At 39.2% G+C, this 24,772-nt stretch carries 22 protein-coding genes, 1 tRNA gene and 3 pseudogenes; 13 read left to right on the top strand and 13 right to left on the bottom strand.

Annotated features, from left to right (window positions below; genetic code table 11):
- Positions 1–24: 24 nt before the first annotated feature.
- The 5 genes from plsY to FZ945_RS08385 all read left to right on the top strand — a co-directional run bounded on the left by plsY (position 25) and on the right by FZ945_RS08385 (position 4,415).
- The gene (gene plsY / locus FZ945_RS08405; protein WP_087582715.1) at positions 25–636 is read left to right on the top strand and encodes a glycerol-3-phosphate 1-O-acyltransferase PlsY; all 612 of its coding nucleotides are present in this window, start codon (positions 25–27) and stop codon (positions 634–636) included.
- Positions 633–959 (top strand): dihydroneopterin aldolase, encoded by a 327-nt coding sequence (locus FZ945_RS08400; RefSeq protein WP_002942574.1) that lies wholly within the window; start codon positions 633–635, stop codon positions 957–959. Before plsY ends, FZ945_RS08400 begins: the two co-directional genes overlap by 4 nt.
- A 76-nt stretch (positions 960–1,035) precedes the next feature.
- On the top strand, positions 1,036–1,707 hold the full coding sequence (hsrA, locus tag FZ945_RS08395; protein WP_002942555.1) for a homeostatic response regulator transcription factor HsrA: 672 nt from the start codon (positions 1,036–1,038) through the stop codon (positions 1,705–1,707).
- A gap of 38 nt (positions 1,708–1,745) precedes the next feature.
- Entirely contained in the window at positions 1,746–2,963 is a 1,218-nt protein-coding gene (locus FZ945_RS08390) for a sensor histidine kinase (protein WP_187424195.1), read from the top strand.
- Between the two features lie 3 nt (positions 2,964–2,966).
- Entirely contained in the window at positions 2,967–4,415 is a 1,449-nt protein-coding gene (locus FZ945_RS08385; protein ID WP_148803867.1) for a Ppx/GppA phosphatase family protein, read from the top strand.
- A gap of 506 nt (positions 4,416–4,921) precedes the next feature.
- Here FZ945_RS08385 and FZ945_RS08380 read toward each other — a convergent pair.
- The 11 genes from FZ945_RS08380 to FZ945_RS08330 form a co-directional block, all read right to left on the bottom strand.
- Positions 4,922–5,800, bottom strand: coding sequence for an excinuclease ABC subunit A (locus FZ945_RS08380; protein ID WP_148803865.1), 879 nt, complete (start codon positions 5,798–5,800; stop codon positions 4,922–4,924).
- Positions 5,797–6,114 (bottom strand): flagellar motor switch protein FliN, encoded by a 318-nt coding sequence (fliN, locus tag FZ945_RS08375; RefSeq protein ID WP_002942551.1) that lies wholly within the window; start codon positions 6,112–6,114, stop codon positions 5,797–5,799. Before fliN ends, FZ945_RS08380 begins: the two co-directional genes overlap by 4 nt.
- Complete coding sequence (locus FZ945_RS08370) at positions 6,111–6,530, bottom strand: chemotaxis protein CheX (protein WP_148803863.1); 420 nt, start codon at positions 6,528–6,530, stop codon at positions 6,111–6,113. The genes fliN and FZ945_RS08370 overlap by 4 nt, the downstream gene beginning before the upstream one ends.
- Positions 6,531–6,607: 77 nt before the next feature.
- Entirely contained in the window at positions 6,608–7,357 is a 750-nt protein-coding gene (trpA, locus tag FZ945_RS08365) for a tryptophan synthase subunit alpha (protein ID WP_148803861.1), read from the bottom strand.
- The gene (gene trpB / locus FZ945_RS08360; protein WP_148803859.1) at positions 7,350–8,531 is read right to left on the bottom strand and encodes a tryptophan synthase subunit beta; all 1,182 of its coding nucleotides are present in this window, start codon (positions 8,529–8,531) and stop codon (positions 7,350–7,352) included. The genes trpA and trpB overlap by 8 nt, the downstream gene beginning before the upstream one ends.
- 79 nt (positions 8,532–8,610) lie before the next feature.
- Complete coding sequence (locus FZ945_RS08355) at positions 8,611–10,932, bottom strand: AAA family ATPase (RefSeq protein WP_148803857.1); 2,322 nt, start codon at positions 10,930–10,932, stop codon at positions 8,611–8,613.
- Between the two features lie 9 nt (positions 10,933–10,941).
- Positions 10,942–11,556 (bottom strand): phosphoribosylanthranilate isomerase, encoded by a 615-nt coding sequence (locus tag FZ945_RS08350; RefSeq protein WP_148803855.1) that lies wholly within the window; start codon positions 11,554–11,556, stop codon positions 10,942–10,944.
- Positions 11,556–13,160, bottom strand: coding sequence for an anthranilate phosphoribosyltransferase (gene trpD, locus FZ945_RS08345; RefSeq protein WP_148803853.1), 1,605 nt, complete (start codon positions 13,158–13,160; stop codon positions 11,556–11,558). The genes FZ945_RS08350 and trpD overlap by 1 nt, the downstream gene beginning before the upstream one ends.
- A gap of 80 nt (positions 13,161–13,240) precedes the next feature.
- A complete protein-coding gene (gene recR, locus FZ945_RS08340) occupies positions 13,241–13,813 on the bottom strand; it encodes a recombination mediator RecR (protein WP_012001292.1) in 573 nt (190 codons plus the stop codon).
- Positions 13,810–15,066: an ArsS family sensor histidine kinase gene (locus FZ945_RS08335; RefSeq protein ID WP_148803851.1), complete on the bottom strand. Its 1,257-nt coding sequence runs from the start codon at positions 15,064–15,066 to the stop codon at positions 13,810–13,812. Before FZ945_RS08335 ends, recR begins: the two co-directional genes overlap by 4 nt.
- Entirely contained in the window at positions 15,063–15,734 is a 672-nt protein-coding gene (locus FZ945_RS08330) for a response regulator transcription factor (RefSeq protein WP_009294394.1), read from the bottom strand. Before FZ945_RS08330 ends, FZ945_RS08335 begins: the two co-directional genes overlap by 4 nt.
- A 123-nt stretch (positions 15,735–15,857) precedes the next feature.
- On the opposite strand from FZ945_RS08330, the gene dnaJ reads away from it, so the two are divergent.
- The 4 genes and pseudogenes from dnaJ (at position 15,858) to FZ945_RS10070 (ending at position 19,022) form a co-directional block, all read left to right on the top strand.
- A complete protein-coding gene (dnaJ, locus tag FZ945_RS08325; protein ID WP_148803849.1) occupies positions 15,858–17,000 on the top strand; it encodes a molecular chaperone DnaJ in 1,143 nt (380 codons plus the stop codon).
- 160 nt (positions 17,001–17,160) lie between these two features.
- Positions 17,161–17,895, top strand: a pseudogene (locus FZ945_RS10675) (HAMP domain-containing protein); the annotation flags it as partial.
- 348 nt (positions 17,896–18,243) lie between these two features.
- Positions 18,244–18,753: pseudogene (locus FZ945_RS10670) on the top strand (methyl-accepting chemotaxis protein); the annotation flags it as partial.
- A 59-nt stretch (positions 18,754–18,812) separates the two neighbouring features.
- Entirely contained in the window at positions 18,813–19,022 is a 210-nt protein-coding gene (locus FZ945_RS10070; RefSeq protein WP_222862623.1) for a hypothetical protein, read from the top strand.
- Between the two features lie 11 nt (positions 19,023–19,033).
- Here the strand turns inward: FZ945_RS10070 and pyk are convergent, their stop codons facing one another.
- On the bottom strand, positions 19,034–20,485 hold the full coding sequence (gene pyk / locus FZ945_RS08310) for a pyruvate kinase (RefSeq protein ID WP_148803845.1): 1,452 nt from the start codon (positions 20,483–20,485) through the stop codon (positions 19,034–19,036).
- A gap of 92 nt (positions 20,486–20,577) precedes the next feature.
- Here pyk and FZ945_RS08305 point away from each other — a divergent pair, with 92 nt between their 5' ends.
- Positions 20,578–21,639: a TRAP transporter substrate-binding protein gene (locus FZ945_RS08305; RefSeq protein ID WP_148803843.1), complete on the top strand. Its 1,062-nt coding sequence runs from the start codon at positions 20,578–20,580 to the stop codon at positions 21,637–21,639.
- A 76-nt stretch (positions 21,640–21,715) separates the two neighbouring features.
- Here FZ945_RS08305 and FZ945_RS08300 read toward each other — a convergent pair whose 3' ends face one another.
- Complete coding sequence (locus FZ945_RS08300) at positions 21,716–22,915, bottom strand: molybdopterin molybdotransferase MoeA (RefSeq protein WP_148803841.1); 1,200 nt, start codon at positions 22,913–22,915, stop codon at positions 21,716–21,718.
- A gap of 136 nt (positions 22,916–23,051) precedes the next feature.
- Between FZ945_RS08300 and yedE the strand changes: the two genes are divergently transcribed.
- The 3 genes and pseudogenes from yedE to FZ945_RS08285 form a co-directional block, all read left to right on the top strand.
- Positions 23,052–24,110 carry a YedE family putative selenium transporter gene (gene yedE, locus FZ945_RS08295; RefSeq protein WP_148803839.1) on the top strand — a complete coding sequence of 353 codons (1,059 nt, stop codon included), beginning with the start codon at positions 23,052–23,054 and terminating at the stop codon, positions 24,108–24,110.
- Between the two features lie 117 nt (positions 24,111–24,227).
- Positions 24,228–24,304, top strand: a tRNA-Met gene (locus tag FZ945_RS08290).
- Between the two features lie 269 nt (positions 24,305–24,573).
- Positions 24,574–24,772 (top strand): annotated as a pseudogene (locus FZ945_RS08285) (Cj0814 family flagellar-dependent secreted protein); the annotation flags it as partial.

Raw genomic sequence — 24,772 nt, 5'->3', positions numbered from 1 at the left:
CTCTTTAAATTTAAAAGGTAAAATATGCAAAATTTAATACTTTATGCCGTTAGCTACCTGCTTGGCAGCATCCCATCAGGGCTCATACTAGCAAAAATTTTCGGACATGTTGATATAAAAAAAGAGGGCAGCAAAAGCATAGGAGCGACAAATGTTTTAAGGGTTTTAAAACAAACAAACCCAAAACTCGCCAAAAAACTAGCCATTTTAACCGTAGTTTGTGACGTGTTAAAAGGCGTTTTGCCACTCATCGTAGCCTCTTCTCTTGGAGCTAGCCAAAGCGTGCTTTGGACGATGGCAGTTTTAAGCGTTGCAGGACATTGTTTTTCTATATTTTTAGGCTTTCAAGGTGGCAAAGGCGTGGCAACTGGAGCTGGAGTGCTTGCATTTTTCTTACCAGTTGAGATAATAATCGCTCTTGTAGTTTGGTTTTTAGTCGGTAAATTTTTAAAAATAAGCTCTCTAGCATCGCTATGCGCGCTGATAGCTCTCATCGCATCAAGCTTTATCATCCACCCAGAGCTTGATGAAATTTACACTCACGCGCCGATCCTTATCATCGCATTTTTGGTAGTTTATAAGCACATTCCAAATATCGTTCGCCTGCTTTCAGGCAAGGAGCAAAAAGTCGTATGAAAAGTGAAATAACAACGATCATTAAGGATTATAAATTTCAAACCGTTATCGGGATGTTTGACTTTGAGCGAGTTGCAAAGCAAGAGGTAAAAGTAAGCTTAGAATTTCGCTCAACTAGCTTGATTGATTATGTTTTGGTGGCTGATTTTATAAAAGAATTTTACAATGAGATGAAATTTCAAAGCGTAGAAGAGTCGCTAGAAGCAACCTGCAAAGCGCTAAAAGAGAGGTTTAGCTCGCTTACTAGCTTGGATATGGAGATTTTAAAAACCGAGATTTTACCAAATGCAATTGTCGGTGCAAAAATCAGCACTGTTTTTTAAAAATTTATTAAAGTATCTTGAAATATTTCTTAATTTATGATACAATCGACCATAAATTTTAGTTTAAGGAAAAGAAATGCGTATTTTAATAGTAGAAGACGAAGTAACGCTAAATAAGACGATTGCTGAGGGGTTGCAAGAGTTTGGATATCAGACAGATAGCTCTGAAAATTTCAAAGACGCTGAGTACTATATCGGCATCAGAAACTATGACTTAGTTTTGACTGACTGGATGCTTCAAGATGGTGACGGCGTTGATCTTATAAACATTATAAAACATAAATCTCCACGCACTTCAGTTGTAGTTCTTTCTGCAAAAGATGACAAAGAGAGCGAGATAAAAGCACTTAGAGCTGGCGCTGATGACTACATCAAAAAACCATTTGATTTTGACATTTTAGTAGCTAGACTAGAGGCTAGACTACGCTTTGGCGGCACAAATATCATCAAGATAGACGAGCTTATCATCAACCCAGATGAAGAGAAGATCACATATCTTGGCCGCGACATCGAGCTAAAAGGTAAGCCATTTGAGGTGCTAACTCACCTTGCAAGGCACTCAGACCAGATCGTCTCTAAAGAGCAACTACTTGACGCTATCTGGGAGGAGCCAGAGCTCGTAACTCCAAACGTTATCGAGGTTGCCATCAATCAAATCCGACAAAAAATGGACAAACCGCTAAATATTTCGACAATAGAAACTGTTAGAAGACGCGGATATAGATTTTGCTTTCCCAAAAAAGCTTAAGAAATAGATTTATACTGCAATTAGCATCTGGTGCGATGATGCTAATTGCCGTTGTTTCGGTGATGCTCTATCACTACATAAGAGTCACCGTTTTTCAAAGCGTAGTTAGTGAGTTAAATCAGCAAGCCACAGCTTACAAAAACAATCCACAAAATTTCAATCCTAACAATCTAAAAACTTTTACTATAGAAATCCCAAACAAAACTCTAGCTACCGTAAAAGCAGGAGAGCTTAAAGGCGAAAAGCCCTACCTTGTGATGCAAAAGATAAAAGATAAGAGCACAACCACACTAACAACAAGGCTAGATGACAGTAACTACTTAGTCCTCGAAAAGGATACCACTCTTCAAAGCCAGATAGTCGAAGAAATTTTTATAGATATTATAATCGTAAACGTCACAGCGATACTTTTGGTGCTATTTTATGCACTATTTTTATCAAGAATGCTTTTAATACCTATAAAAATTTTAAGTCACAAGCTTACAAATTTAGATGAGAAATTTCTAAAAGAGATCGACATCAAAAGCCTGCCAGATGAGTTTTTGCCACTTGGTAATAGCATAAATAGGCTAATTTCTCGCATACAAACTTTTGTCTTATACCAAAAAGAGCTCTTTGTAGGCGTTGCACACGAGCTAAAAACTCCACTTGCCGTCATGAAAACCAAAAACGAAGTGACACTTTTAAAACCACGCGAGAGCGAAAAATATATAGAAGCGCTAAAATCAAACAACGAAGCGATCAACGGCATGAACGCTATGATAGGCTCAGTCCTTGAGATAGGCCGTCAAGAGGGCGCGCAGTTTGAAGAGCCAGTAAATACCGACGTGATCGCATTTTTGAAAAAACTTGGCAAAAACTACGAGGTGCTCGCAAAAGGTGAAGAAAAAAATCTCACACTCGATCTAAAACCTGAAATTTTTAACCTAAATATCCAAACCAGCCTACTAACTCACATAGTGCAAAATTTCGTCCAAAATGCTATCAAATTTTCTCTAAAAAATAGCACGATTACGATTAGCTCAAGGGTTGAAAAGAGCAAATTTATCATCGAGGTTGCCGACGAGGGCGTGGGCATAGACGAGAGCAAGGACTTGTTTGCTCCATTTAAAAGATACGGCAACAAAGGTGGTGCTGGACTTGGACTATTTCTCGCAAAAGGCGCAGCACAGACACTTGGTGCTGAGATATCTATCAAAAATAGAGAGAACACAAACGGAGCAGTTGCAAGCCTCGTTTTAAATTTAAAAGGATAAAAAATGGCAAAGAGAACCGCAGTGATCGATCTTGGCTCAAATTCTATGCGTATGGCGATATTTGAGCGCACGTCACGCTTAGCATTTTTTATACTAGCTGAATACAAAACCAAAGTGCGACTGGGTGAAGGCGGATACGGCTCAAACAACGAAATTTCAGAAGCTTCAATGCAAAAAGCGATCAAAGCTTTTGGCGAATTTGACAACATCATAAAAAGCTATAAATGCTCCAAAGTCCTATGTGTAGGCACCTCAGCGCTTAGAGATGCTCCGAACTCAGGCGTTTTGATCTCTCTTTTAAGAAAAAAACTTGGGATAAATTTAAAAGTGATTGACGGCAAAGAAGAGGCTACTTTTGGAGCGATAGCGGCTAAAAATTTACTTCACAATCTAACCGAGTGCGTCACTATCGACATCGGCGGAGGCTCGACCGAGCTTGCTAGGATAAGTAACGGCAAGATAGTCGATGTCCTCTCGCTTGATATAGGCACGGTTAGGCTAAAAGAGCTATTTTTTGATAAGAAAAATTTAAACAAACTACCAAAATTTCTGGCGCAGATCACGGCGCAGATAGATGAGCGATTTAAGTGTTCAAATTTAATAGCGATCGGCGGCTCTTTAAGAGCGATTTCATCGGCCATAATGAGCAAAAATTTATATCCGCTCTCATCACTACATGGCTTTTGCTACAAGCTTAGCGACGAGCAAGCCTACATCGAGAGCATCGCAAACGTTAGCGTGCTAGAACTAAATAAATTTCCTATAAAAAAAGATAGATACGACACCATCAGAGAGGGCGCACATATATTTTTAGCCCTTGCCAAGGCGCTAAATGCCAAAAATGTCATCACAAGTGGCGTTGGCGTAAGAGAGGGCGTCTTTTTAAAAGACTTTTTGCGTCCAAGTCTTAAATTCCCAGAAAATTTTAACCCAAGCGTCAAAAGCCTGCAAGATCGCTTCATCCTCTCTTGCAACAAAGCCGTGGCAAGATACGCAAAGGATATTTTTGTGGCGCTTAAAAAGCTTCATGGGCTAAATGAGGGCTATCTTGAGACGCTGCTAATTGCTGCAAAACTCCACAACGTCGGTCAAGAGATAGGCTTTTACGGCGATCACAAAAACTCAGCCTATATCATACTAAATGCCCTAAACTACGGCTTTTCACATGAGCAAAAGGCACTAATAGCCGCAGTCATCGGCACAAATGGCAAGAAAAATATTTATGAGTTTGAAAAGTATAAAAATTTACTACCAAAGGCTGAGTGTGTAAGGTGGCTAAGCTTCATCCTTGCGCTAGCCAAGGCACTTGATATAACCTGCGAGAAGATAAATTTAAGCTTTGAGTTTAGCGGCCACACACTAAAAATAGAGGGAGCAAAAGAATTTGCCATGGCAAAAGAAGAGATAAAAAAGATCGCAAAACCTGAAATTTTTGCCATTTCGTTTGTGTAGGGTAAAAGTAGCTGCGTTTTTAAAATTTGCTAGTATTTTGGCAAAAATTAAATTTTTATTATAGACTGGATGAAATATGTAAAGAGTTTTAAAATTTGCGTTTCATGTCCACAAATATAAAGCAAACACAAAGTCCATCCTACTTGCCCCACACTCTTTTAATACGTTTAAGCACCACTTTATCGATAGCGTCAAATAAATTTTAAAATTTCATGAACGAGTAATTTCGGCTCTAAAATTTGAGCTAAGCGGTAAGAGAAGTCAAATTTTAGTAGTCAATTCTTGCGAGTGAGTGGAATTTTAAAATTTGTAGGCTCTCAACTACGTGGCAGACACGAGAAATCCGTCACCTTATCCCCCTTTTTAATCCTCCAATCCCCTCGCTCATTAGAAATGCATACTTCAGTGCTTCGCACTACATGAGTCTTATATGAGAGAATTTATTGCAAATTTTAAAATTTATGAAAATGCTCTTCTAAATTTTTCAATTTAGTAGCGAAGCGGGACTAAAATTCCCCGCTCATTTTGTCTTTGTAGTTATTTAGGCTATTTTGGCGCTCTTGTAAAAATGAACCAAGTTTTTTCTTATTTTCTTCAAAGAAAACAGCAAAGTCTTGCTCATTTTGAATCTTATCCTCACCAAAGCTATCAAGCATGACGTTTGAGCTACCAACTATCACTAGATAGCGCCTATTTTCGTAGCTTAGAAGCATTAGCTTGTTTGTGCGATCAAGATATTTTTCATAGATGATATTGACGCCACTATTTTGGTTTTTAAGCAGCCAGTTCATCGACTTTGTGTCGTTTTGTGGCTGATTTTGTGGCGTTTTAAACCCGCTAAAATCACTACTTTTTGAAGTGATATATCTTTTAAAAACATATAAAAATATAAGAAGCGCGATGAGCACACTTAGGACGATGAAGTATCTCGAATCAATATTTACCATAGGTTCATTTTCTGTCTTTGGCGTGCTAGCAGTTTCTATCTTTGCGCTAGCTTGTGGCATATTTTGCATTTGCGTTTTTGTGTTTTTTAGTGTTACGCGGATGCGAAGTCCGAAGCTATCTGTTGTCTTTGAAGCATTTACGATGATGGCATCGTTTGAGCGTAAATTTAAGACCAAAGAGTTTTGTTTTGGCTCTATCTCAAGCTCTTGAATGATCTTTGAGTTTATATCCTTGCTCGCGCTTTGATCGTAGCTTAGAGAATTTAGTATCAAAGAGGTTGTGTCTTTTTCACGCTTTTGAAAGATATTGCCCTCGTAAGGCGCATCAAAGCTAAGCATGATATCGACCCTGTCGGTGCGCTCATAGATATTGTATGTTAGCAAGTTTGAAGCTAAAATTTGTGTCACAAAAAGTATAAAAAATAATATTATTCTCATAAAAGTTCTTTTTTGAAGTACTGAATAACTGACTTTGAGTCCAAAATTTCATTTATCCTGATGGCTAAATTTTTCTCATAAACCATTACTTCGCCTTTTCCAAAAATTCTATTATTTATATATAGCTCCACGCTCTCGCCAGCTGGTTTTTCGAGGTCTATGACCGAGCCAGCTTCAAATTTCAAAAGCTCATTTATGCTAACTGTGGTAGTTCCTAGCTCAGCTATAAAATCAACGCTTATATCCATAAGCTCGTCATAGCTCTTAAAAAGCCCTAGCTGTTCTAGTGTCTCTATCGCACCTTCATCGTTCATTGTATCTTGTAGCCTATTTGAAATGTTCTATTTTTTATCTTATATATAAATTTCTCTTTTAGCTTTATGCCAAAATTCTCAACCTCGCCCAAAAACTCAGGCGTTCCGAGTTTATAAGCATTTGGCTCTTTTTCATTTAGTAGATTTTTAGCCTTGCCGATGATCTGATTGGCTATCTCTTTGCAAAGATCGTCCAGATCGCCACCATCAACATCTTCGTGACCAAAAAAGGCATTCATGAAAATTTTTAAAGTATCTTTTTTAAAAAATAGATAAAATTGATACTCGCTCTTACCCTTATAAACTGGTATGCTAGCCCCGTAAAATCCTTTACCAAGGCTCTTGCCAACCTCTAAATTTAACCCCAAAGTATCCCTGCAAAGATAGCTCGTAGCCTCATCTATAACTTTTCTCATATCTCTTCCTTAAGACTTGAAATGCGCGTTAATTATACTTTGGCTTTACTAAATTAGCTATAAATTTATTAAGCATTTTAAAAGAGTTTATCGACCTCTTTAACTAGCTCTTTTCCAGTAAATTTGGCGCAAAGCTTGACTATTTGTGTGCCTATGATCGCAGCATCAGCATATTTTTTTACTTCGCTAACATCATCTTTGTTTTTGATGCCAAAACCCACAGCCACTGGTAGATCGCTCTTTTTCTTAAGCTCTAAGACTAAATTTTTTATCCTATCTTCATCAGCTCTTTTTGAGCCGCTAACACCGATCGCACCTAGCACGTAGATAAATCCTGAGCCAAATTTTAATATCTCATCCGCCCTGCCCCCAGAAGTGACGCTGATAAGTGGCACAAGGCACAAATTTAGCTCCTTGCACTTTAGAGCAAACTCCTCGCACTCCTCACAAGGCAGATCCGGCACGATAAAGCCGCTAACTCCTGCTTCACGTGATCTTTTTAGAAATTTATCAACGCCATAAGCAAAGATGATGTTGTAATAAACTAGAAAAACAAGTGGCTTTGTCACTTTTGCCTTGCAACCTTCAAGCATATCAAAGACAACGTCGGTATTTACACCACTTTGAGCTGTCTCAAAGCTAGCTTGCGCGATGAGCTTGCCATCAGCCAGTGGGTCAGAGTAAGGGATGCCGATCTCGACTAGATCAAGCGTGCTCTCATCTAAATTTTCTAAAAATTCCTTAGTTTTTTCTAGGCTTGGATAACCAGCCACGATGTAGCCGATGTTTGCCTTTTTGCCACTAAATGCGCTTTTTATCTTATCCATAAATTTTTCCTTTTTCATAGCCGATGACTGTATTTATGTCCTTATCGCCCCTGCCTGAGATATTTACGATGATGACGCTTTTTTTATCAAGTTTTGGGCAAAGCTTTTCTAGATACGCCAGTGCGTGCGCGCTCTCGATGGCTGGGATGATGCCCTCCATCTTACTTAAAAAATACAAGGCGTTTATGCACTCATCGTCGGTCACGGCTTCGTATTTTACCCTTTTGATGTCGTTTAAGTGGGCGTGCTCTGGGCCGATGCCTGGGTAGTCAAGGCCTGCTGAGATGCTATGTACTGGCGAGATCATGCCGTACCCATCTTGTAAGACCGTTGTTTTCATGCCGTGGATGATGCCGGTTTTGCCTTTGCTAAGCGTAGCTGCGTGATAAGGCGTATCTATGCCAAGACCGCCAGCCTCGATACCAACTAAATTTACGCTCTCGTCCTCTAAAAACGCGCTAAAAATGCCGATGGCATTACTGCCACCGCCAACGCAGGCGATGACATAGTCGGCCTTTTTGCCATAATTTTCAAGCTGGGCTTTTGCCTCTGTGCCGATGATGCTTTGAAAGTCACGCACGATCTTTGGATATGGGTGTGGGCCAACGGCTGAGCCGATGACGTAAAATGCGCTCTCTATCTCATTTACCCACGCTTGTATGGCCGCCGTAGTCGCCTCTTTTAGCGTTTTTAAGCCATCTTCTACGCTCACCACTTTTGCACCAAGAAGCTGCATGCGAAAGGCATTTAACTGCTGTCTAGCCACGTCTGTTGCGCCCATATACACATCACACTCTAAGCCTAAAAGTGCCGCTGCAGTCGCTGTTGCCACGCCGTGCTGACCAGCTCCAGTCTCAGCTAAAATTTTCTTTTTACCCATTTTTTTAGCAAGCAACGCTTGAGCAAGAGCGTTATTTATCTTATGTGCGCCCGTATGGTTTAGATCCTCTCTTTTTAGGTAAATTTCATGTCCGTAGTGCTCGCTTAGACGCTTCGCAAAAAAGAGCGGACTAGGCCTGCCAACGTAATTTTTCAAAAGATCATCAAGCTCGTCTTTAAATTCTTTTGTCTTTGCGATGCTCTCATAAGCATTTTCTAGCTCATCAAGGGCAAACATCACCGTCTCAGGCACGAACTGCCCACCAAATTTTCCAAAATATGCTTTAGTGTTCATCTTCTACCTTTATAATTTTTAATTCATTTTAACATTTTGAGTTTAAGTAAGCTATTAACAAAATCTATATTAATCATTTCTAAATTATACAGCCTATAACCCACTGCTCTATTTTATCTACCTTTTCTTTTTGTAAATACTTTTGCAGGTGCGCTTTATTTAGTAAATACAGAAGAGAAAGGATATCTTTTGCAGTATTTTGTTTTTCATCTTCGCTAATGCAGAAGAAAAAATCAAGCGCCTTTGTTTTATCCTCAGCGTGGCTTTCACCGTGCAAAACCAAACGATACATTAAATTTTCAAAATACGTTTGTTGTCCTGGGCTTAAGTTGGCTACTATTACCTCATCTCTTGCGATATCCTCTATGCCACACTGATAATTAAATGTGCCAAAGGCTTCTAGTACTTTTCTCATATTATTGCCAATATTTGCATTTTCTGATACGGAGTTACTTGCATAATCATAAATTTCGTTTAAAAGAGTTTTATATTCTGAATATTTTTTACCAAAATCAACTAACTTCTGATTTTTTAGTTCTCTTTGTATAAATATTACTTCATTTTTCTCGTTGATTTTTATTTGTGGTAGTGAGCCAATAATCTTTTGCATATCAAATGCACTCATCAAATCGTGAGTTAAAATTATCATCTTACTTTCACTACAACCGGTCATAATTTTATGAATTTGGTAATTCAAAAATGACATCATCCCAACTCTATTTTCAAAATCAAAGCTAGAAATCGGATCATCTATAACTATGAATTTTGGTTTTTTATAAAAATCTTCTTCATTTTCATCTGAGAAAATCTCGGTAAAGAAATAGCTTAATGCAATAGCATTTCGCTCGCCAGTCGAGACGTCTTTGGCTTTTACTCTATTGCCGTTTGATTTTAAGACATATTGTCCATGTTCATTTGGTTCACCAAGCTCAAGCCTACCTTCTTTAAAAAATATATATTTTAGATGCTCATTAATCTTATCTTGGGCTATATTTATCTGCATTCTTTGAGCATTTAGTTCTGAAATTTTATTACTTATACACTCTAGTCGTATATCATTATGTTCTCTTTTACTATCTAAATTCTGCTTAACTTTTAGCTTTTCTATATAATAGTTAAAGTCATCTTTTATCTCGCAATAGGCTATTTGATTATTTAGTTTTTCAAGCTCTTGTTTTAGCTCGTTTGCTCTATCTTTTTGTGCCATAAAAGCTTGTCTTTTTTGCTCAAGCTGGTCCAAATTTTGATTTAATTCATTAACTAAGTTGTCAAAATTTGCATCTAAATTTAAGGCGACGAAAGGATTTTGTATCTTTTGATTTAGTTTTTCAGTGATTTCAGTTTGACAAGTATCAATTTGTATTTTTATAATATCAAATAAATCTTTATCTAGTTTATCAATATACGGCAAATTTTTTAAATAATTTAGTAAATTTTGAATTTCCTGCTTCCTAGTTTCCAAATTCGCTCGATGGTTTTGTACCTCTGGATTAAATATTGTTTCTAAGCTTGATAAAATTTCTCTTTTATATTCGTCTGTTAATTTTTGGAAGCAATATGGACAAATATCTTTATCACTTTCCATTATATTTTTAGTTACTATGTGGTTTGCTTCGGCTATGGCTTGTTTTATTTCTTCTTCTCTTGGGGTTAATTGTTTTTGTTCTACTTGATATAGCAAAAGCTGCTTAATTTCTTCAAAATTTAACTGCCTTATCTCTTCTGTAAAATTTAAATCACTTTGGACACCTTTGTAAGATATAAGTTTTTCATTAAAATTATTTTTTAATTGATTTAAATTTATATCTGTTATAAAATTATCTATGATATTTTTTGCAAAACTTATTGTTTTGTCTTGCAGAATTTTAATTTGCCTTCCTAGAATATTTTTCTCTCGTTCGGCAAAATTACTCTTTAAATTTTCCACCACATCATTTTCATATTTTTTAGGGTTATCTGTATTTTTATCATCCTCATATTTCTTTAATTCTTGTTCGTAGCCTTGTTTTCTTTGGGTTCTAATTTCTCTAATATTTTCTATTTTTTCAAGTTTTCTATCTATATTTGTCACGTCTCCAAGTAAAACTATCGCGTCCAAACCATTATCTTTAATTTTAACCTTGCTATTTGCATATTCTTCATTAAATACAAAAATACTATTTTTCTGATTTTCGCTTGTTAGATCTACTACTGCGCCACTTTTGTCTATAATTTGGCTAACAATAAGAGGTTGGTTGTTTTGCTTGATGGCATCAAAAGCTTGTGAAATTGTGCTTTTACCGCTTCCATTTTTCCCATATATTAAACAAAACCTATGATATTCTTCACTAAAAAATTTTAAATTTACTTCGCTTTGAAAGCACTTACCTTTAATTTTTATACCATAAAAATCACTAAACATTGTATTATTTCACTCCAATGTGTTGTTAAATTTTACTACATTTAAAATTCTCTCTATCTTTTGCACATCTTTTATGCCGTTTTCATCCTCGACTTTGGAGTTGATATCGACTAGGCATGGCCTAAATTTCAGTGCCTCTTTTATGTTGTGCTCGCCTATGCCCCCAGCCATGCCAAATTTAAATTTGACCTCTTTTAAAATTTCCCACTCAAAGCTAGTGCCATTTCCGCCAGCATTTTCGCCCTTGCAGTCAAAAAGCGCCATATCAAAATGCTTAAAATCAACCTCTGGCAAGCTATCTTTCACGCTAAACACCTGCCAAATCTCAAGCCCCATATCTTTTAAATTTGCATGCAAATTTTCACTGATCGCTCCATGCACCTGAGCCACGTCAAGCCCTGCAAACTGGCAAATTTCCATTATCTCGCAGTCACTTTGCTCAGCAAAAACACCAACTACTTTTTTGCCCTTGCTGTGAGCAAATTTCGCTATCTGCCTAGCTAAATTTAGCTCGACCCTTCTTTTGCTTTTGGCAAATATTAGTCCGATAAAATCAACATCCAAAGCGCAAACCGCACTTGCCTCATCTAGCGTTTTGATGCCACAAATTTTAACTAGCGCCATTACGCCTGCGCCTTTATAAACTCTTCATAAAATTTATACGCCTTGCCGCTTTTTATCGCATCAAGCACCATTTTTTTGGCCTCGTCTGGACTCTTTGCACCATCAGCTGCGTAGATGGCAAACATCGCATTAAAGACCACGATGTCAAATTTCGCCCCCTGCTCCTCGCCTTTTAGCGTGCGTATCAAAGTTTTGGCATTTTCTTCTGGTGTGCCACCCTCGATGTCGCTGTGAAGCGCTCTTTTAAAGCCAAACTGCTCTGGCGTGATGCTATACTCAAAAATTTCGCCATTTTTTAGCTCCAAAACGCTTGTTTCGCTACAAAGCGTGATCTCGTCTAGTCCGTCATCGCCGCGGACGACCAAAGCGTGCTTTCTGCCAAGGATCTTAAGCGTCTGGGCGTAGAGTTTTAGAACGGGCTTATGATAGACACCAACTAGCTGATTTGTAAGGTTTAAATTCGGATTTAAAAGCGGTCCAAGCACGTTAAATACGGTTCTTATGCCAAGCCTTTGGCGCACTTCTCTCGCCTCGCCAACTAGTGGATGGAAAAATGGCGCGTGGAAAAAGGCTAAATTTTTATTTGCTAAATTTTCACGCTGTTTTGCCAGTGATTTTTCACTTTTTACGCCTAAAATTTTAAGCACATCAGAGCTGCCTGACTTGCTTGAAACTGCCTTGTTGCCGTGTTTTGCGACCTTTATGCCAAGGCTTGCAAGGATAAATGCGACCGAAGTTGAGATATTTATCGTCTTAAAGCCATCGCCTCCAGTGCCGCAAAGATCGATCATAGGCGTATCGTCGCGGTAAGTTTGCGAGTACTTTAGGATATTTTTTGCAAGCGCTGCAAGGCTTTTTGGATAGAGGCTCTTTTCGCTAATTAGCACCAAAAGTGCCGAAAGCTGCACGATCTCGTACTCTTTGCTGGCTATTATCTCGCAAATTTGCTCAAAGTCGCTATCATCAAGCGGTATGCTCTCTTGAAGCTTGATAAGGTATGGCTTAAGTGAGCGGATCTTAGGCTCTTTAACCTCATCTTTTGCTTTGAAATTTACAAAATTTTCAACGATCTTTTTGCCGTATTGTGTGAAGTAGCTCTCAGGGTGAAACTGGATGCCAAAGATCGGCTTATCTTTTACGCTAAGTGCCATGACTACGCCATCATCACTGACCGCATCGGCGCACAAACCAGCTGGGAGCTCATCGACATAGAGCGAGTGGTAGCGCATAACCTCAAAACGATCAGGCAGCCCTGCAAAGAGTGGCTCTTTATTTTTCACGTCTATAAATGAGGTCTTGCCGTGAAGCGGGTCGTCTAGCCTTTTTATCTTTGCGCCAAAACTAAGTCCGATGGCTTGGTGTCCAAGACAAATGCCAAGCACCGGCACGCCAAGGTCTGCCTGCAAAATTTCCAAGCAAACTCCGCTATCTTTTGGGTGCTTTGGACCTGGGCTTAGGATGATCTTACTTGGGCTTAGTTTTTTGATCTCTTCAAGCGTTATCTTGTCATTTCTAACGCATCTAACCTCTTCACTGGTGAGCTCTTTTACGTACTGCTCGACGTTGAAGACAAAACTATCGTAGTTATCTATAAGTAAAATCAATCTCTATCCTTTTAAATTTAGCGGTAGATTGAGCTAAATATTATAAATTTAGGTGAGATTATAACTAAAAGAAATTTTAATTAGGCTTTTGTGCGGCTCTCGTAGGCTTTTAGGAGTGAGAGCATATCGACGTTTTCTAAATTTACACCAGTTGGCACGCCTTGAGCGATCTTACTAAATGAAATTTCACTCATGCCAAGCTTGTCCTCGACATAAAGCATAAGAGCGTCTGAATTTAGCCCCGGCGTAAAGGCAAAGACGACCTCTTTTGAGCCATTTTGCTTAATAGCACTTCGCAGCCTCTCTATGGTATCATCATCGATCTCGTCAAGCACGAAGTAAAGGCCGTTATAAATGCCATTTTGCTCAAAGACTAAGATATCTTTTGGGCTCTCAACTAGCAAGATGACTTCGCTGTCCCTGCTCTCGTCGCTGCAAATGTCGCAAATTTCATTTTCGCTTAGCCCACCGCAACGCTCGCAACGCTTGATAAATCTCACCGCATCCTCGATATTTTGCGCGAGCCTTAGCCCTGCAAAGCTATCTTGCATGCAAACAAAGTAGGCAAATCTTGCAGCTGACTTTTTACCCACACCTGGCAGCTTGGCAAATGACTCAGTTAGCTCGTTAAATTTCTCTAAGCCCCTTTTCATGCGCGTTTTGCCTTTGCACGAAGTAAAATTTTAAAGACGTGATAGCCGTCTTCGTAGTCGTAAGCAAGTTCAAATTTTTGCATCTGGCAAATTTGCTCGATGATGTAAAGTCCAAGCCCCATGCCACTCCCCGCACTCACCTTGTCGCCTCTCACAAAGGCTTGCTTGTAGTAATCAATAGGGTGATTTAGCTTTTTACCTAAATTTTTAACCGCTATAAATTCGCTATCGCAGATCAAGATGGCTTTCTTGTCTTCTGCGTATTTTAGGGCATTGTCTATTAAATTTTTAATCGCCAAACTAAAAAGCTGAAAATCCACTCTTAATAAGATGTCATCTCTGATGTCACAGCTCACACGCTCTTCAAATTTATCAAGCATGAGCATATCTTGCACCTGCTCTAAAATGAGCGAGAAATGGCACTCTTGATAGTTTAGTGCATAGCTTTTTGAAAGAAGCTGCTCGACCTTGCTAAATTCATTTATAAGCATCTCAAGGCGCTCAAAAACGTTTATGAGCCTCATTTTTTGGGTGTCGTTTGCAACCATCTCAGAGACGATCCTACCCTTGCCTATAGGCGTCTTTAGCTCATGCATGATCGCACGTAAAAATAGCTGCCTTGAGCGGATGAGCTCTCTGATCTTACAAACGGCGTTGTCAAACTCGACCGCGACCTGCCCAATCTCGTCTTGCTCGTTTTCATTTAGCCTAGCAGTCATCGCCATCTCCATGTTTCCGCTGGCAAATTTTCTGATATCTTTGCTAAGTCTTCTAAGTGGCAAAAGGCTTCTAAGCACCGAGACATAAAGTGAGATAAGCAGAGCCGAGATGATCAAAAATGCCACCCAAAGCGGGTCATTTACGTGTCTTGCGTCGTTACTCTCAAGTAGCAGCTGAAAAGATGGATTTTTGATAAGCAGATACAAATCGCCTTTGTAATTAACCGACTGCATCATGCCAAGAGGCGTGTGCTGCGTAAAAATGGCGTTTCCGCTTGTAGTAACTGAGGTGGCTAAATTTTTGTTGCCGACATATTCTAGGTTGAAATTTTTAAAGTAGTGCTCCAAATCTCTTGGGGGATTGCCACGCTCGTAAAGCGCCACAAGATAGTTCATAGCGCTTATTTGTTTGTCTTTTAGCTTCTCAAGCGCACTTTCTTGCTGAATGTTTGCAAATGTCACAAAAAGCAAGCACATCAGCGAGAAAGCGATGGCAAAAATGATAGTTATCTTGGTGGTTATGGAGTATTTCATCCGATAAGCTTATATCCTATGCCTCTAACTGAAAATATATGTTTTGGCGCTTTTGAGCTGTCGCCGATCTTTGTTCTAAGGCGTCCGATGATGACATCTAAGCTCTTTGAGTCCTTGTCTTTTAGGCTCTTGCAGTTATAAACTAGCTGCTCGCGAGATACTGAAAAGCTGTGCTGTTTGATGAGATAGGTTAAAATTTCATACTCAGCAGGTGTTAGAGCAAGGGCTTCATTATTAAAGTAAATTTCATGGCGCTTGTCGTCTATCCTAAATGCGCTATCAACGACCTCTTCTTGAACTTCGTTTGTCTTTTTATATCTTCTTATAAGACTTGTGATACGAGCGTACATCTCTTTTGGATCGTATGGTTTTGGCAAATAATCATCCGCTCCAAGCTGAAGTCCAACGACCTTGTCGCTTATGTCACTGCGAGCTGAGCTTATGATGATAGGAATGTCGTATTTTTGGCGAATTTCTTTGCAAACTTCAAGACCGTCAATGCCAGGTAATGTAAGGTCAAGTATGAGCAGGTCATAGTTTTTTATGCCGGCACTTAGCCCTAGATATGGGTCTTCAAAGTTAGTCACTTTTATATTAAAACTATCAAGATATTCAGATAAAATTTGAGCAAATTCTGGATCGTCTTCTATCATTAAAACGTTAATCATAAATCATCCTTTTCATTGAAAAATAGTAGAGATTATACGGCAAAAATGTAAATTTTTTTTTAAATTTAAACTTTTTTGGATAAAATCTCACATTTAAAATAAGCTTAATAAACAAGGAAAAATGTGGAGTTTGATTATTACGAGATCCTTGAAATTTCAAGAAATGCAAGTGGCGACGAGATAAAAAAAGCCTTTAGAAAGCTCGCTTTAAAATACCATCCAGACAGAAACGCTGGTGACAAAGAGGCTGAGCAGAAATTTAAACAGATAAACGAAGCCTATCAGGTCTTAAGCGACGAGCAAAAGCGCTCTATCTACGATAGATACGGCAAAGAAGGGCTTGAGGGCAGATTTGGCAGTGGCGGTGGCTTTAACGCTGATTTTGACCTTTCAGACATTTTTGACTCGTTTTTTGGAGGCGGTTTTAGCGGTGGCTCTAGACAGAGAAAAAGACGAACCGAAAAGTACTCGGCTGATCTTGAAATTCCTATAAATTTAGAGTTTAATGAAGCTGTTTTTGGCTGCGAAAAAGAGATCAAATTTGATCAAAAAGTGCCTTGCCCAACATGCAACGCCACAGGTAGCAAAGACGGCAAAAACAAAACTTGCCAGCACTGCGGCGGAAGCGGCAGGATCACGCGCGGAAATGGCTTTATGAATATTGTTCAAGAGTGCCCATACTGCCACGGATCTGGCGAAGTGATAAGCGAGCCATGCCCTGATTGCAACGCAAAAGCTTATAAAATCCAGCAACAAAGCGTCAAGATCACGATCCCAGAGGGCGTTGATAGCGGTATGAGGATGAGGGTCGCTGGCAAAGGCAACATCGGTGCAAACGGCGTTCAAGGCGATCTTTACGTGAGCATAAATGTAAAAGAGGACAAGCATTTCATCCGCCACAATGACGATGTTTATATAGAAATTCCAGTATTTTTCACCCAAGCTGTTCTTGGTGAGAGCATAAAAATCCCAACACTTCGCGGTGAAGCCGAGCTAAAACTGCCAGTTGGCGCGAAAGATAAACAGCAATTTATCTTTGAAAATGAGGGCATCAAGGGGGTAAATTCGCGCAAAAAAGGCAGACTTGTTGCTCAAATTTCTATCCAAACACCTGATAAGCTAAGCGACGAGCAAAAAGAGCTTTTAAACAAACTTCAAGCTAGTTTTGGCATAGAATCAGGCAAGTCAAGCACCGATGAGAGCGTCTTTGATAAGATAAAAAGCTGGTTTAAAGGCGACGAGCCAAAGAGCAAAAAGAAAAAATAAATCTAAATTTGTGGCGTGAAATTTAGCGTCACAAATTTAAACATAAATAACAAATAATTTTGTATATAAAGCATTAATAATTCTATAACTTAATTTAATAAGTTATAATCACATCTTTCAATTATTTAATAGTCTTAATCATAATGTAATAGGAGGAATTATGAAGAAAAATACGGTCAGCAAAAAAATAGCTATAAGTATGATTTTAGTCTTATTTGTCAGCTTTGCCATAATACAGTCCATAATAAGCAAAGAGTTTAAAGATACTACTTTAAATTTAAGTGAAGAAAATTTAAATATGTTAAGCCTATCAATAGCTCAAACTATCCAAGCTACGATGAACTCTGGCGATTCTGCGATGATAAATAAATCCATACAAGAAGCAGCTAAGATAAATGGTGTAAATACAATAGACATCTACCGCGCTAATAGTGTTAGTGAGATATTTGGCTTAGAACAATTAAATATAAAAGATCAAATTATAGCTGATCAATTTAATAACCCAAAAGATTTAAATTTAAATATCGAAAATGATAAGGGACATTTTTTACGACTAATTAGACCATTTAAAGCCAAAAACGAATGCATTACTTGCCATGCAAATGCTAAAGAAGGTGATGTATTGGGAGTGATGGATTTAACGTATTCTTACCAATGGATAGATGAAGACCTTAGTGAAAAAAGAAATATATTTATAGCCACATTTGTCCTTGCTTTGCTAATCACTACCGTAGTTGTGCTCTTAATGCTTCGAAGCATAGTAGGTAAGCCTATTTCTGAACTGTCCAAAAAGACAAAGGATCTATCACAGGGCGAGGGTGATCTAACCGCTAGAATACAAGTAAAAAGTAATGACGAAATCGGACAAGTATGTCACGATGTAAATAAATTTATCGAAAAGACCCAAGATACTATAAAAACAGTCAAGGACATAGCACATAATGTAGAAATGCAGACTAAAGGCCTAGGACAAAGTGCTAAAAATCTATTTGAATCTTCAAAAGAAGATAAAAAACAGGCTAAAACCTCAAATGAATTGACAAAAAGTGTTGGCAAAACTCTAGAAATATCAAAGAATATCTCAATACAAGCATCGTCATCAAATAAAGAATCTTATATTGAGCTTGAAGAGATGATAACAAATCTAAAAGATGTGGTTTCAAAAGTAAATACCGCAAGTTCAAAAGAACAAGAGATGGTTTATGGTATAAAATCAGTAGTAACTCAAACAGAAGAGATACGTAAAGTTTTGGAGATGATACAAGACGTATCAGACCAAACAAATCTCCTTGCTTTAAATGCAGGTATAGAAGCTGCACGAGCAGGAGAGAATGGGCGTGGCTTTGCTGTAGTAGCAGAAGAGATACGCATTCTAGCAGAGAAGTCAGAAAAATCTCTTGATGAGATAGGCTCTATCACTAAAAAAATAGTGGAAAGCATAAACGAGCTTAGTAAAAATTTAAATGCTAATGCGGCTAGTATCGTAACGTTAAGCACTGATGCAAACAACCTAATGAGTAAAGCCGAAAGCACTAAAGAACGGACACTAAAATCTATAGAAATGTCAAACGATGTTGAGCATAAAGCTATCGAGATAGGTGAAAGTCTAGAAAAACTATTAGACGAAATGGATAGTCTTGTGACACTTTCTGATAGAAATGAAGAAATTTCAAATAGTCTTATGCAAGTCGTTGAAAATTTAAAAAATGCTTCAATGACACTTGAGAAGGATCTAAGTAAATTTAAAGTTTAAAATTCAAAATTTGAGCTAAGCGATAAGTGAAGCCAAATTTTAGTAGCCAATTCTTGCGAGTGAATGAAATTTTAAAATTTGTCACTACAACTAAAAATTTAATTTTTACAAAAAAGGTTCAATCAAATTTCAAAATTTATTATCAAGCATATCACGGCTCAAAATTTAGTGGCAAAATAAAGAATTTAAATTCGGTAGATTTTCAAGGCGAGTGCATAAAAGCGCATAAATTTAAAAGAAATTTTAGTGCCCAAAATATCAGGCACTAAAATCCATAAATTTACTCGGTTGCAAGGTCTAGGTAATAATCAAGCTGGTCGCGTCTGATGATACGTATAAGGTTTGTGCTGCCCTCTACGCCTGTTGGGTGACCAGCTGTGACGAGATAGGTCTTGTCATGCTCAACGTATCCAGCGTCGTAAGCCTTTTTGATGACATTTGCAAGTAGGATATTTAGCTTTGTCTTTTCAAGCACGAGCGCTGGCGTCACGCCCCAAGCAAGAGTCAGCATGTGAGCTGTCTGCTCGTCGTGCGCGATAGCGATGATGTCGATGTTTGTGCGGTTTCTAGCTAGTTTTATGGCTGATTTGCCTGAGCCTGTGATAGAGAGTATCGCATTGGCCTTGATGCGAACAGCCAGCGAAGCTGCGCTATTTGCGACCATGTCAGTCTCGTCAAAAAAGTCAAATTCGTCAAATTTATTGTATGGGTAGATGCTTTGCGTCTGGATGATCGTTTTACTCATCGCCTCTACGACTGCGACAGGGTTTTTGCCGATCGCACTCTCCTCGCTTAGCATAACTGCGTCAGTGCCGTCTAGCACAGCGTTTGCCACGTCGCTGATCTCCGCTCTTGTGGCAGTTTCATGCTCTGCCATGCTTAGCATCATCTGCGTTGCTGTGATGACTGGTTTGCTGGCTGCATTTGCCTTTTTGATGATGAGCTTTTGTATGGTTGGGACCTTATAAAATGGCACTTCTATGCCAAGATCGCCACGAGCTACCATGATACCGTCGCTCTTTGCGATGATGTCGTCTATGTTTTCGACTGCGTCAAATTTCTCGATCTTAGACAAGATAGCCGCTTTGGAGCCAAATTCTTTTAAGATATTTCTCGCTTTTATCACATCATTTGCGTCTTGCACGAAGCTAATGGCAACGAAATTTACGCCCTGTTTTGCGCCAAATTCCATATCTTCTTTATCTTTTGGCGTGATGATATCGATGCCAAGGGTGGTATTTGGGAAATTTACCCCTTTGTTTGAGTTTAAAATTCCGTCATTTTCGATGATCGTTTTTACCACATCTTTGCCCTCGCCTGTAACTCTTGCTCTGATCGAGCCATCGTAGAGATAGACGTACTCGCCAGCCTTTAGCATAGGTAAAATTTGAGGCTGATTTAGGCTCACTCTATAAACGCCCTTTTCGATCTTTTCGCCCACGATATCCTCTGCGTAGATGCTAAGCTCGTCGCCAGCTTGCAAGTAAAATGGCTCACTAAGCTTGCCAACTCTGATCTTTGGACCGCAGATATCTTGCAAGATGCCTATGCGTTTGTTTAGTCTTTTTTCGATGTTTCTTATCTTGTCGATGTTTGATTTGTGGTATTCATGTGTTCCGTGGCTAAAATTTAAACGAAAAACATTAACCCCTGCTTTAACCATCGCTTCCATCGTCTCTTCGTTGTCACTTGCTGGCCCTAAAGTCGCTACAATTTTCGTCTTTTTTATCATTTTTATGCCCTATAATTTGATTTTTGAGATTATAACACATTTTAATAATGTAAATTTTTTGTATAATACGCAAAATTTTTAAAGGAGAGAGTATGAATAAATTTTTATTAGCGTCTCTTGGCCTAGCAGCTCTTGCTTGCGCTGCCATGGGAGATGACAAAGTCTATAAGCTCAAGCTTGCAACCTCATGGGAGAGCACTATGCCAGTGCTTGGTGACGTGCCAAAAGAGCTAAAAGAGAAGGTCGAAAAGATGAGTAACGGCCGCATCGAGATCAGGATCGACTACCCGTCAAAGCACAAGTCACCTTTTGCGATGCTTGACTTTGCAAAGAGCGGTCAGTACGACATCGGCTACACAGCTAGCTACTACTACAAGGGCAAAGACCCTAAGACTATGTTCTTTACAGCGACACCATTTATGATGAATACCGACGAGCAAACAGCTTGGTATGAATTTGGCGGCGGAAAAGAGCTAGAGGCGAAAGTTTTTGACCCATATAACATCAAAATTTTTAGAGCTGGCAACACTGGCATGCAAATGGGCGGCTGGTTTAAAAAAGAGATCAAGTCAGTTGATGATATCAAAGGCCTAAAGATAAGAATTCCAGGCTTTGGCGGCGAAATTTACTCTAAACTTGGCGCAAATATCAACACTATCCCAACTGGTGAGCTATATATGGCGCTTGAGATGGGCACGATCGATGCGGTCGAGTGGGTTAGCCCAGCTTATGACATGGCGCTTGGCTTTCACAAAGTGGCAAAATACTACTACACAGGTTGGCAAGAGCCAAACGGCGAAACTCAGTTTTTCTTTAACAAAAAATCATACGAAAAACTTCCAGATGATCTAAAAGCGATCTTTGAAGCGGCTGCTGCAGAGGTAGCAAGCAGTGCAAATACAAAGGTCTTTTACTCAAATGTCGAGTACTGGGACAAAATGAAGAGCGAGTATCCAGACATCCAAGTAAAAACTTTCCCAGCTGAAGTTATCGAGGCTCTTAAAAAGGCTACAAACGAGCTTCTAGACGAAGAGAGCGCAAAAGATCCACTATTTAAAGAGATCGTCGAGTCTCAAAGAGCTTTCCTCAAAAAAGCAAGAGAGTGGACGAAAATGTCAGACTACGCCTACATCAAAACAAACGAAGAAAAATAACCACAGCAGGGAGCTCTCCCTGCTTTTTATTCTAAATTTGCCAAAATAACTCTGGCAAATTTAAATTTCACCCACTTTAGCAAGGCATCTTTAAAACTTCTACCACTTCACCTTTTGCGATAAATTCTGTTTCTTTTGGGATGATAAGCAGTGCAGCTTCGTTTGTTAGGTTATTTACGATGGCTGAGCTACCTAGCTTTTTGCCGTCTAAATTTACGAAAATTTTGCCATCTCTGTTTTCTAAATTTACCGCTGTAAATTCCAAAAATGGCGAGCGTTTTTTGTAGTCTTCGTCCATTATCGCCGTGATCTTTGGCTCTTCTTGGCTAAACCAAGTGTTTATAAGCACTCTTACATATAGCACGCACATAACCATCGCCGAGTAAGGAAATCCCGGCAGCGCAAAGATGTATTTGTCGCCTGACTTTGCCACTCTGATATGGCGGCCTGGTTTTATCGCAGCGCCCTCGATGATGAGACTAAAGTTTTCATTTAAAGCGCCCTTTACAAAGTCATAGTCTCCCATACTAATACCACCAGTCGTCACCAAAATATCGGCTGATTTTAGCGCATTTATGATCGCTTTTTCGACAAGCTCAGCCTTATCTCTTACGATCTCGCAGATGATCGGCTCCGCGCCCATTTTACGTATCTGCATAGCGATACCTACGTGGTTTGAGCTGTGAATTTGCGCTGGACTATCAAGCGGTTCGCCAAGGTCTTTTATCTCGCTGCCAGTTGCTAGTATCGCCACTCTTGGGCGGATAAAAACGCTTACGTGAAAGACGCCAAGCTCGGCAAGAAGCGCTATCTCAGAGTATGTTAGGTGCGTGCCTTTTTTTATTAAAATTTCGCCTTTTTTGTAGCTCTCACCGACTGCTCGCACAGCAAAGCCCTTTGGCACGCTCTTTTTGATGATTATTTTTGAGCCGCTAACCTCGACGTTTTCGACTGGTACGAGCGTGTCGGTGCCTTCGCTCATTAACGAGCCAGTGAAGGTTTTGACGCATTTGCTACCCTCTACATGTAGCCCTTTGTCGCTACCTGCTGGCAGATCTGTGATAAGCTCAAGCTCACTTAAGCCCTCTTTAAAGGCAAAAGCATAGCCGTCCATCGCTGAGACTGGCTTTGCTGGGTAGTTTTCAGTAGCTTTCACATCGTAGGCGATATTTCTATCAAGCGCATCTGTGATGGCTACTTTTTCGACCTTTTCCCACGCACTTATCGTGTCTTTTAGAATTTTCAGGCTATCTGCATAGCTCATAAAATCTTTCATCATTTATCCTTTTTATGAAATTTTTGCATATTTTAGCCACTTCTGTTTTACAAAAAATTAATCTTTGTTTTATTTAATGATTATTAAAATGTCGTTTAAGAAACCAGTCTGGTTTTACCCTTACACAGGAATTTACATGAACAAAACACTACTTTACATCATCGCAGGTGCGAGCCTTGGCATACTTGGCCCAGTGCTCGTTCATTTTGGCAACCCAGCAAATATGGGCGTTTGCGCGGCTTGCTTTTTACGAGATAGCATGGGTGCGCTTGGCTTTCACCAGGCCAAAGTCGTGCAGTATCTAAGGCCTGAAATTTTGGGGCTTATCATCGGAGGCTTTCTAGCTAGCCTGCTTTGGAGCAGAAATTTCACTCCAGTATCTGGTAGCGCGGCATTTTCTAGGTTTTTCTTAGGTGTGTTTGCGATGATAGGCTGCCTCATATTTTTAGGCTGCCCTTGGAGGGCGTTTTTGCGCCTTGGAGGCGGAGATATGACCGCTATCGCTGGCGTTGTTGGCCTATTTGCTGGCGTTTTTGTGGGACGAGCTTTTAAGAAAAACGGCTACATTTTGCCAGAGAGCGAAACCACCGCAAAGGCGATAGGATTTTTGCCAACTATCATTGCTATTTTGCTTTTGATAGCACTTATCTTTGGTCTAAAACTTGGCGAAAATGGCGCATTATTTAGCTCAGAAAAAGGTCCAGGCTCACAGCATGCAAATTTGTTTATCTCGCTTATTTGTGCCATCATTATTGGCGCATTTATGCAAAGAAGTAAATTTTGCTCAGTGGGAGCAATAAGCAAAATTTTCGAGCGTGACTTTTCGATGTTTTATGGCGTCATCTCTATCGTCCTTTTTGCAAGCATCACAAATTTAGTGCTTGATCAATACAAATTTGGTTTTGAAGCTCAGCCTATCGCTCACAATGATATGCTTTGGAATTTCCTTGGTATGACGCTCGCTGGTCTTTGCTTTAGCCTAAGCTATGGCTGCCCTGGCAAACACCTAGTTCAGATGGGAGCTGGAAATTTAAGCTCAGCCGTATTTGTTTTAGGCATGGGTGCAGGTGCTGCGATAAGTCATAACTTCGTGCTTGCAAGCTCAGGAGCTGGCATAACACCTTTTGCTCCGTATGCCGTAGTGATCGGCTTTACCTACGCTATTTACGTTGGATTTTTCACTAAAAAAGCTTAAATAAATTTGGCTGCCTTTGCAGTCAAATTTGCTCTTTATATCTATAAAATTTGTGTGGGATAAATTTTAGCTAAAAATAAGTTCTTAGGTTGTATAATCCAAAACTTATTTTAAGTTGTCACGGTAGCTCAGCTGGTTAGAGCGCTGGTCTCATAAGCCGGAGGTCGGGAGTTCAAGTCTCCCCCGTGACACCATAAATGCCCTACTTATCGATACTTTAACTGCCCTTTTTGCAGTTTCCCTTTCTTTAAAATTTCCTAAAAGTATGGTACAGTTTTTATAAAAAGCGGTACATTTTTTCAGGATTGCTTTATTTTACACAATGCTTTCTATAATTTTGCTTTTATTTTTACTGATAGATAAAATTTTTATCTCAAAGTAAACAAACTTAAATTTATCTCACTCTTAAATTTTCGGCACAACTTTTGCTTACTCTTTGAAGCTAAATTTCAAGGAGTAAGCTATGAAAGTCTCTTATAACTCCATCTTAACAAAACAGCACTACCAAAAACAGACAAAAAACGAAGGCTTTGCAAATTTCTTGCCTAACACTCCAAATATAAATTCGATCAGCCAAACCACTATTCCTAAAAATGACTTTGTTTCATCTAGCGCTATCGACTCTCTTTATCAGGCCAAATTTACTTCACAAGAGGGCTATG

The organism is Campylobacter concisus (assembly GCF_902460535.1).
Taxonomy (GTDB): Bacteria; Campylobacterota; Campylobacteria; order Campylobacterales; family Campylobacteraceae; genus Campylobacter_A; species Campylobacter_A concisus_AS.
The sequence above is the reverse complement of the archived record's forward strand: the minus strand, read 5'-3'. Positions and strand labels throughout refer to the sequence as shown.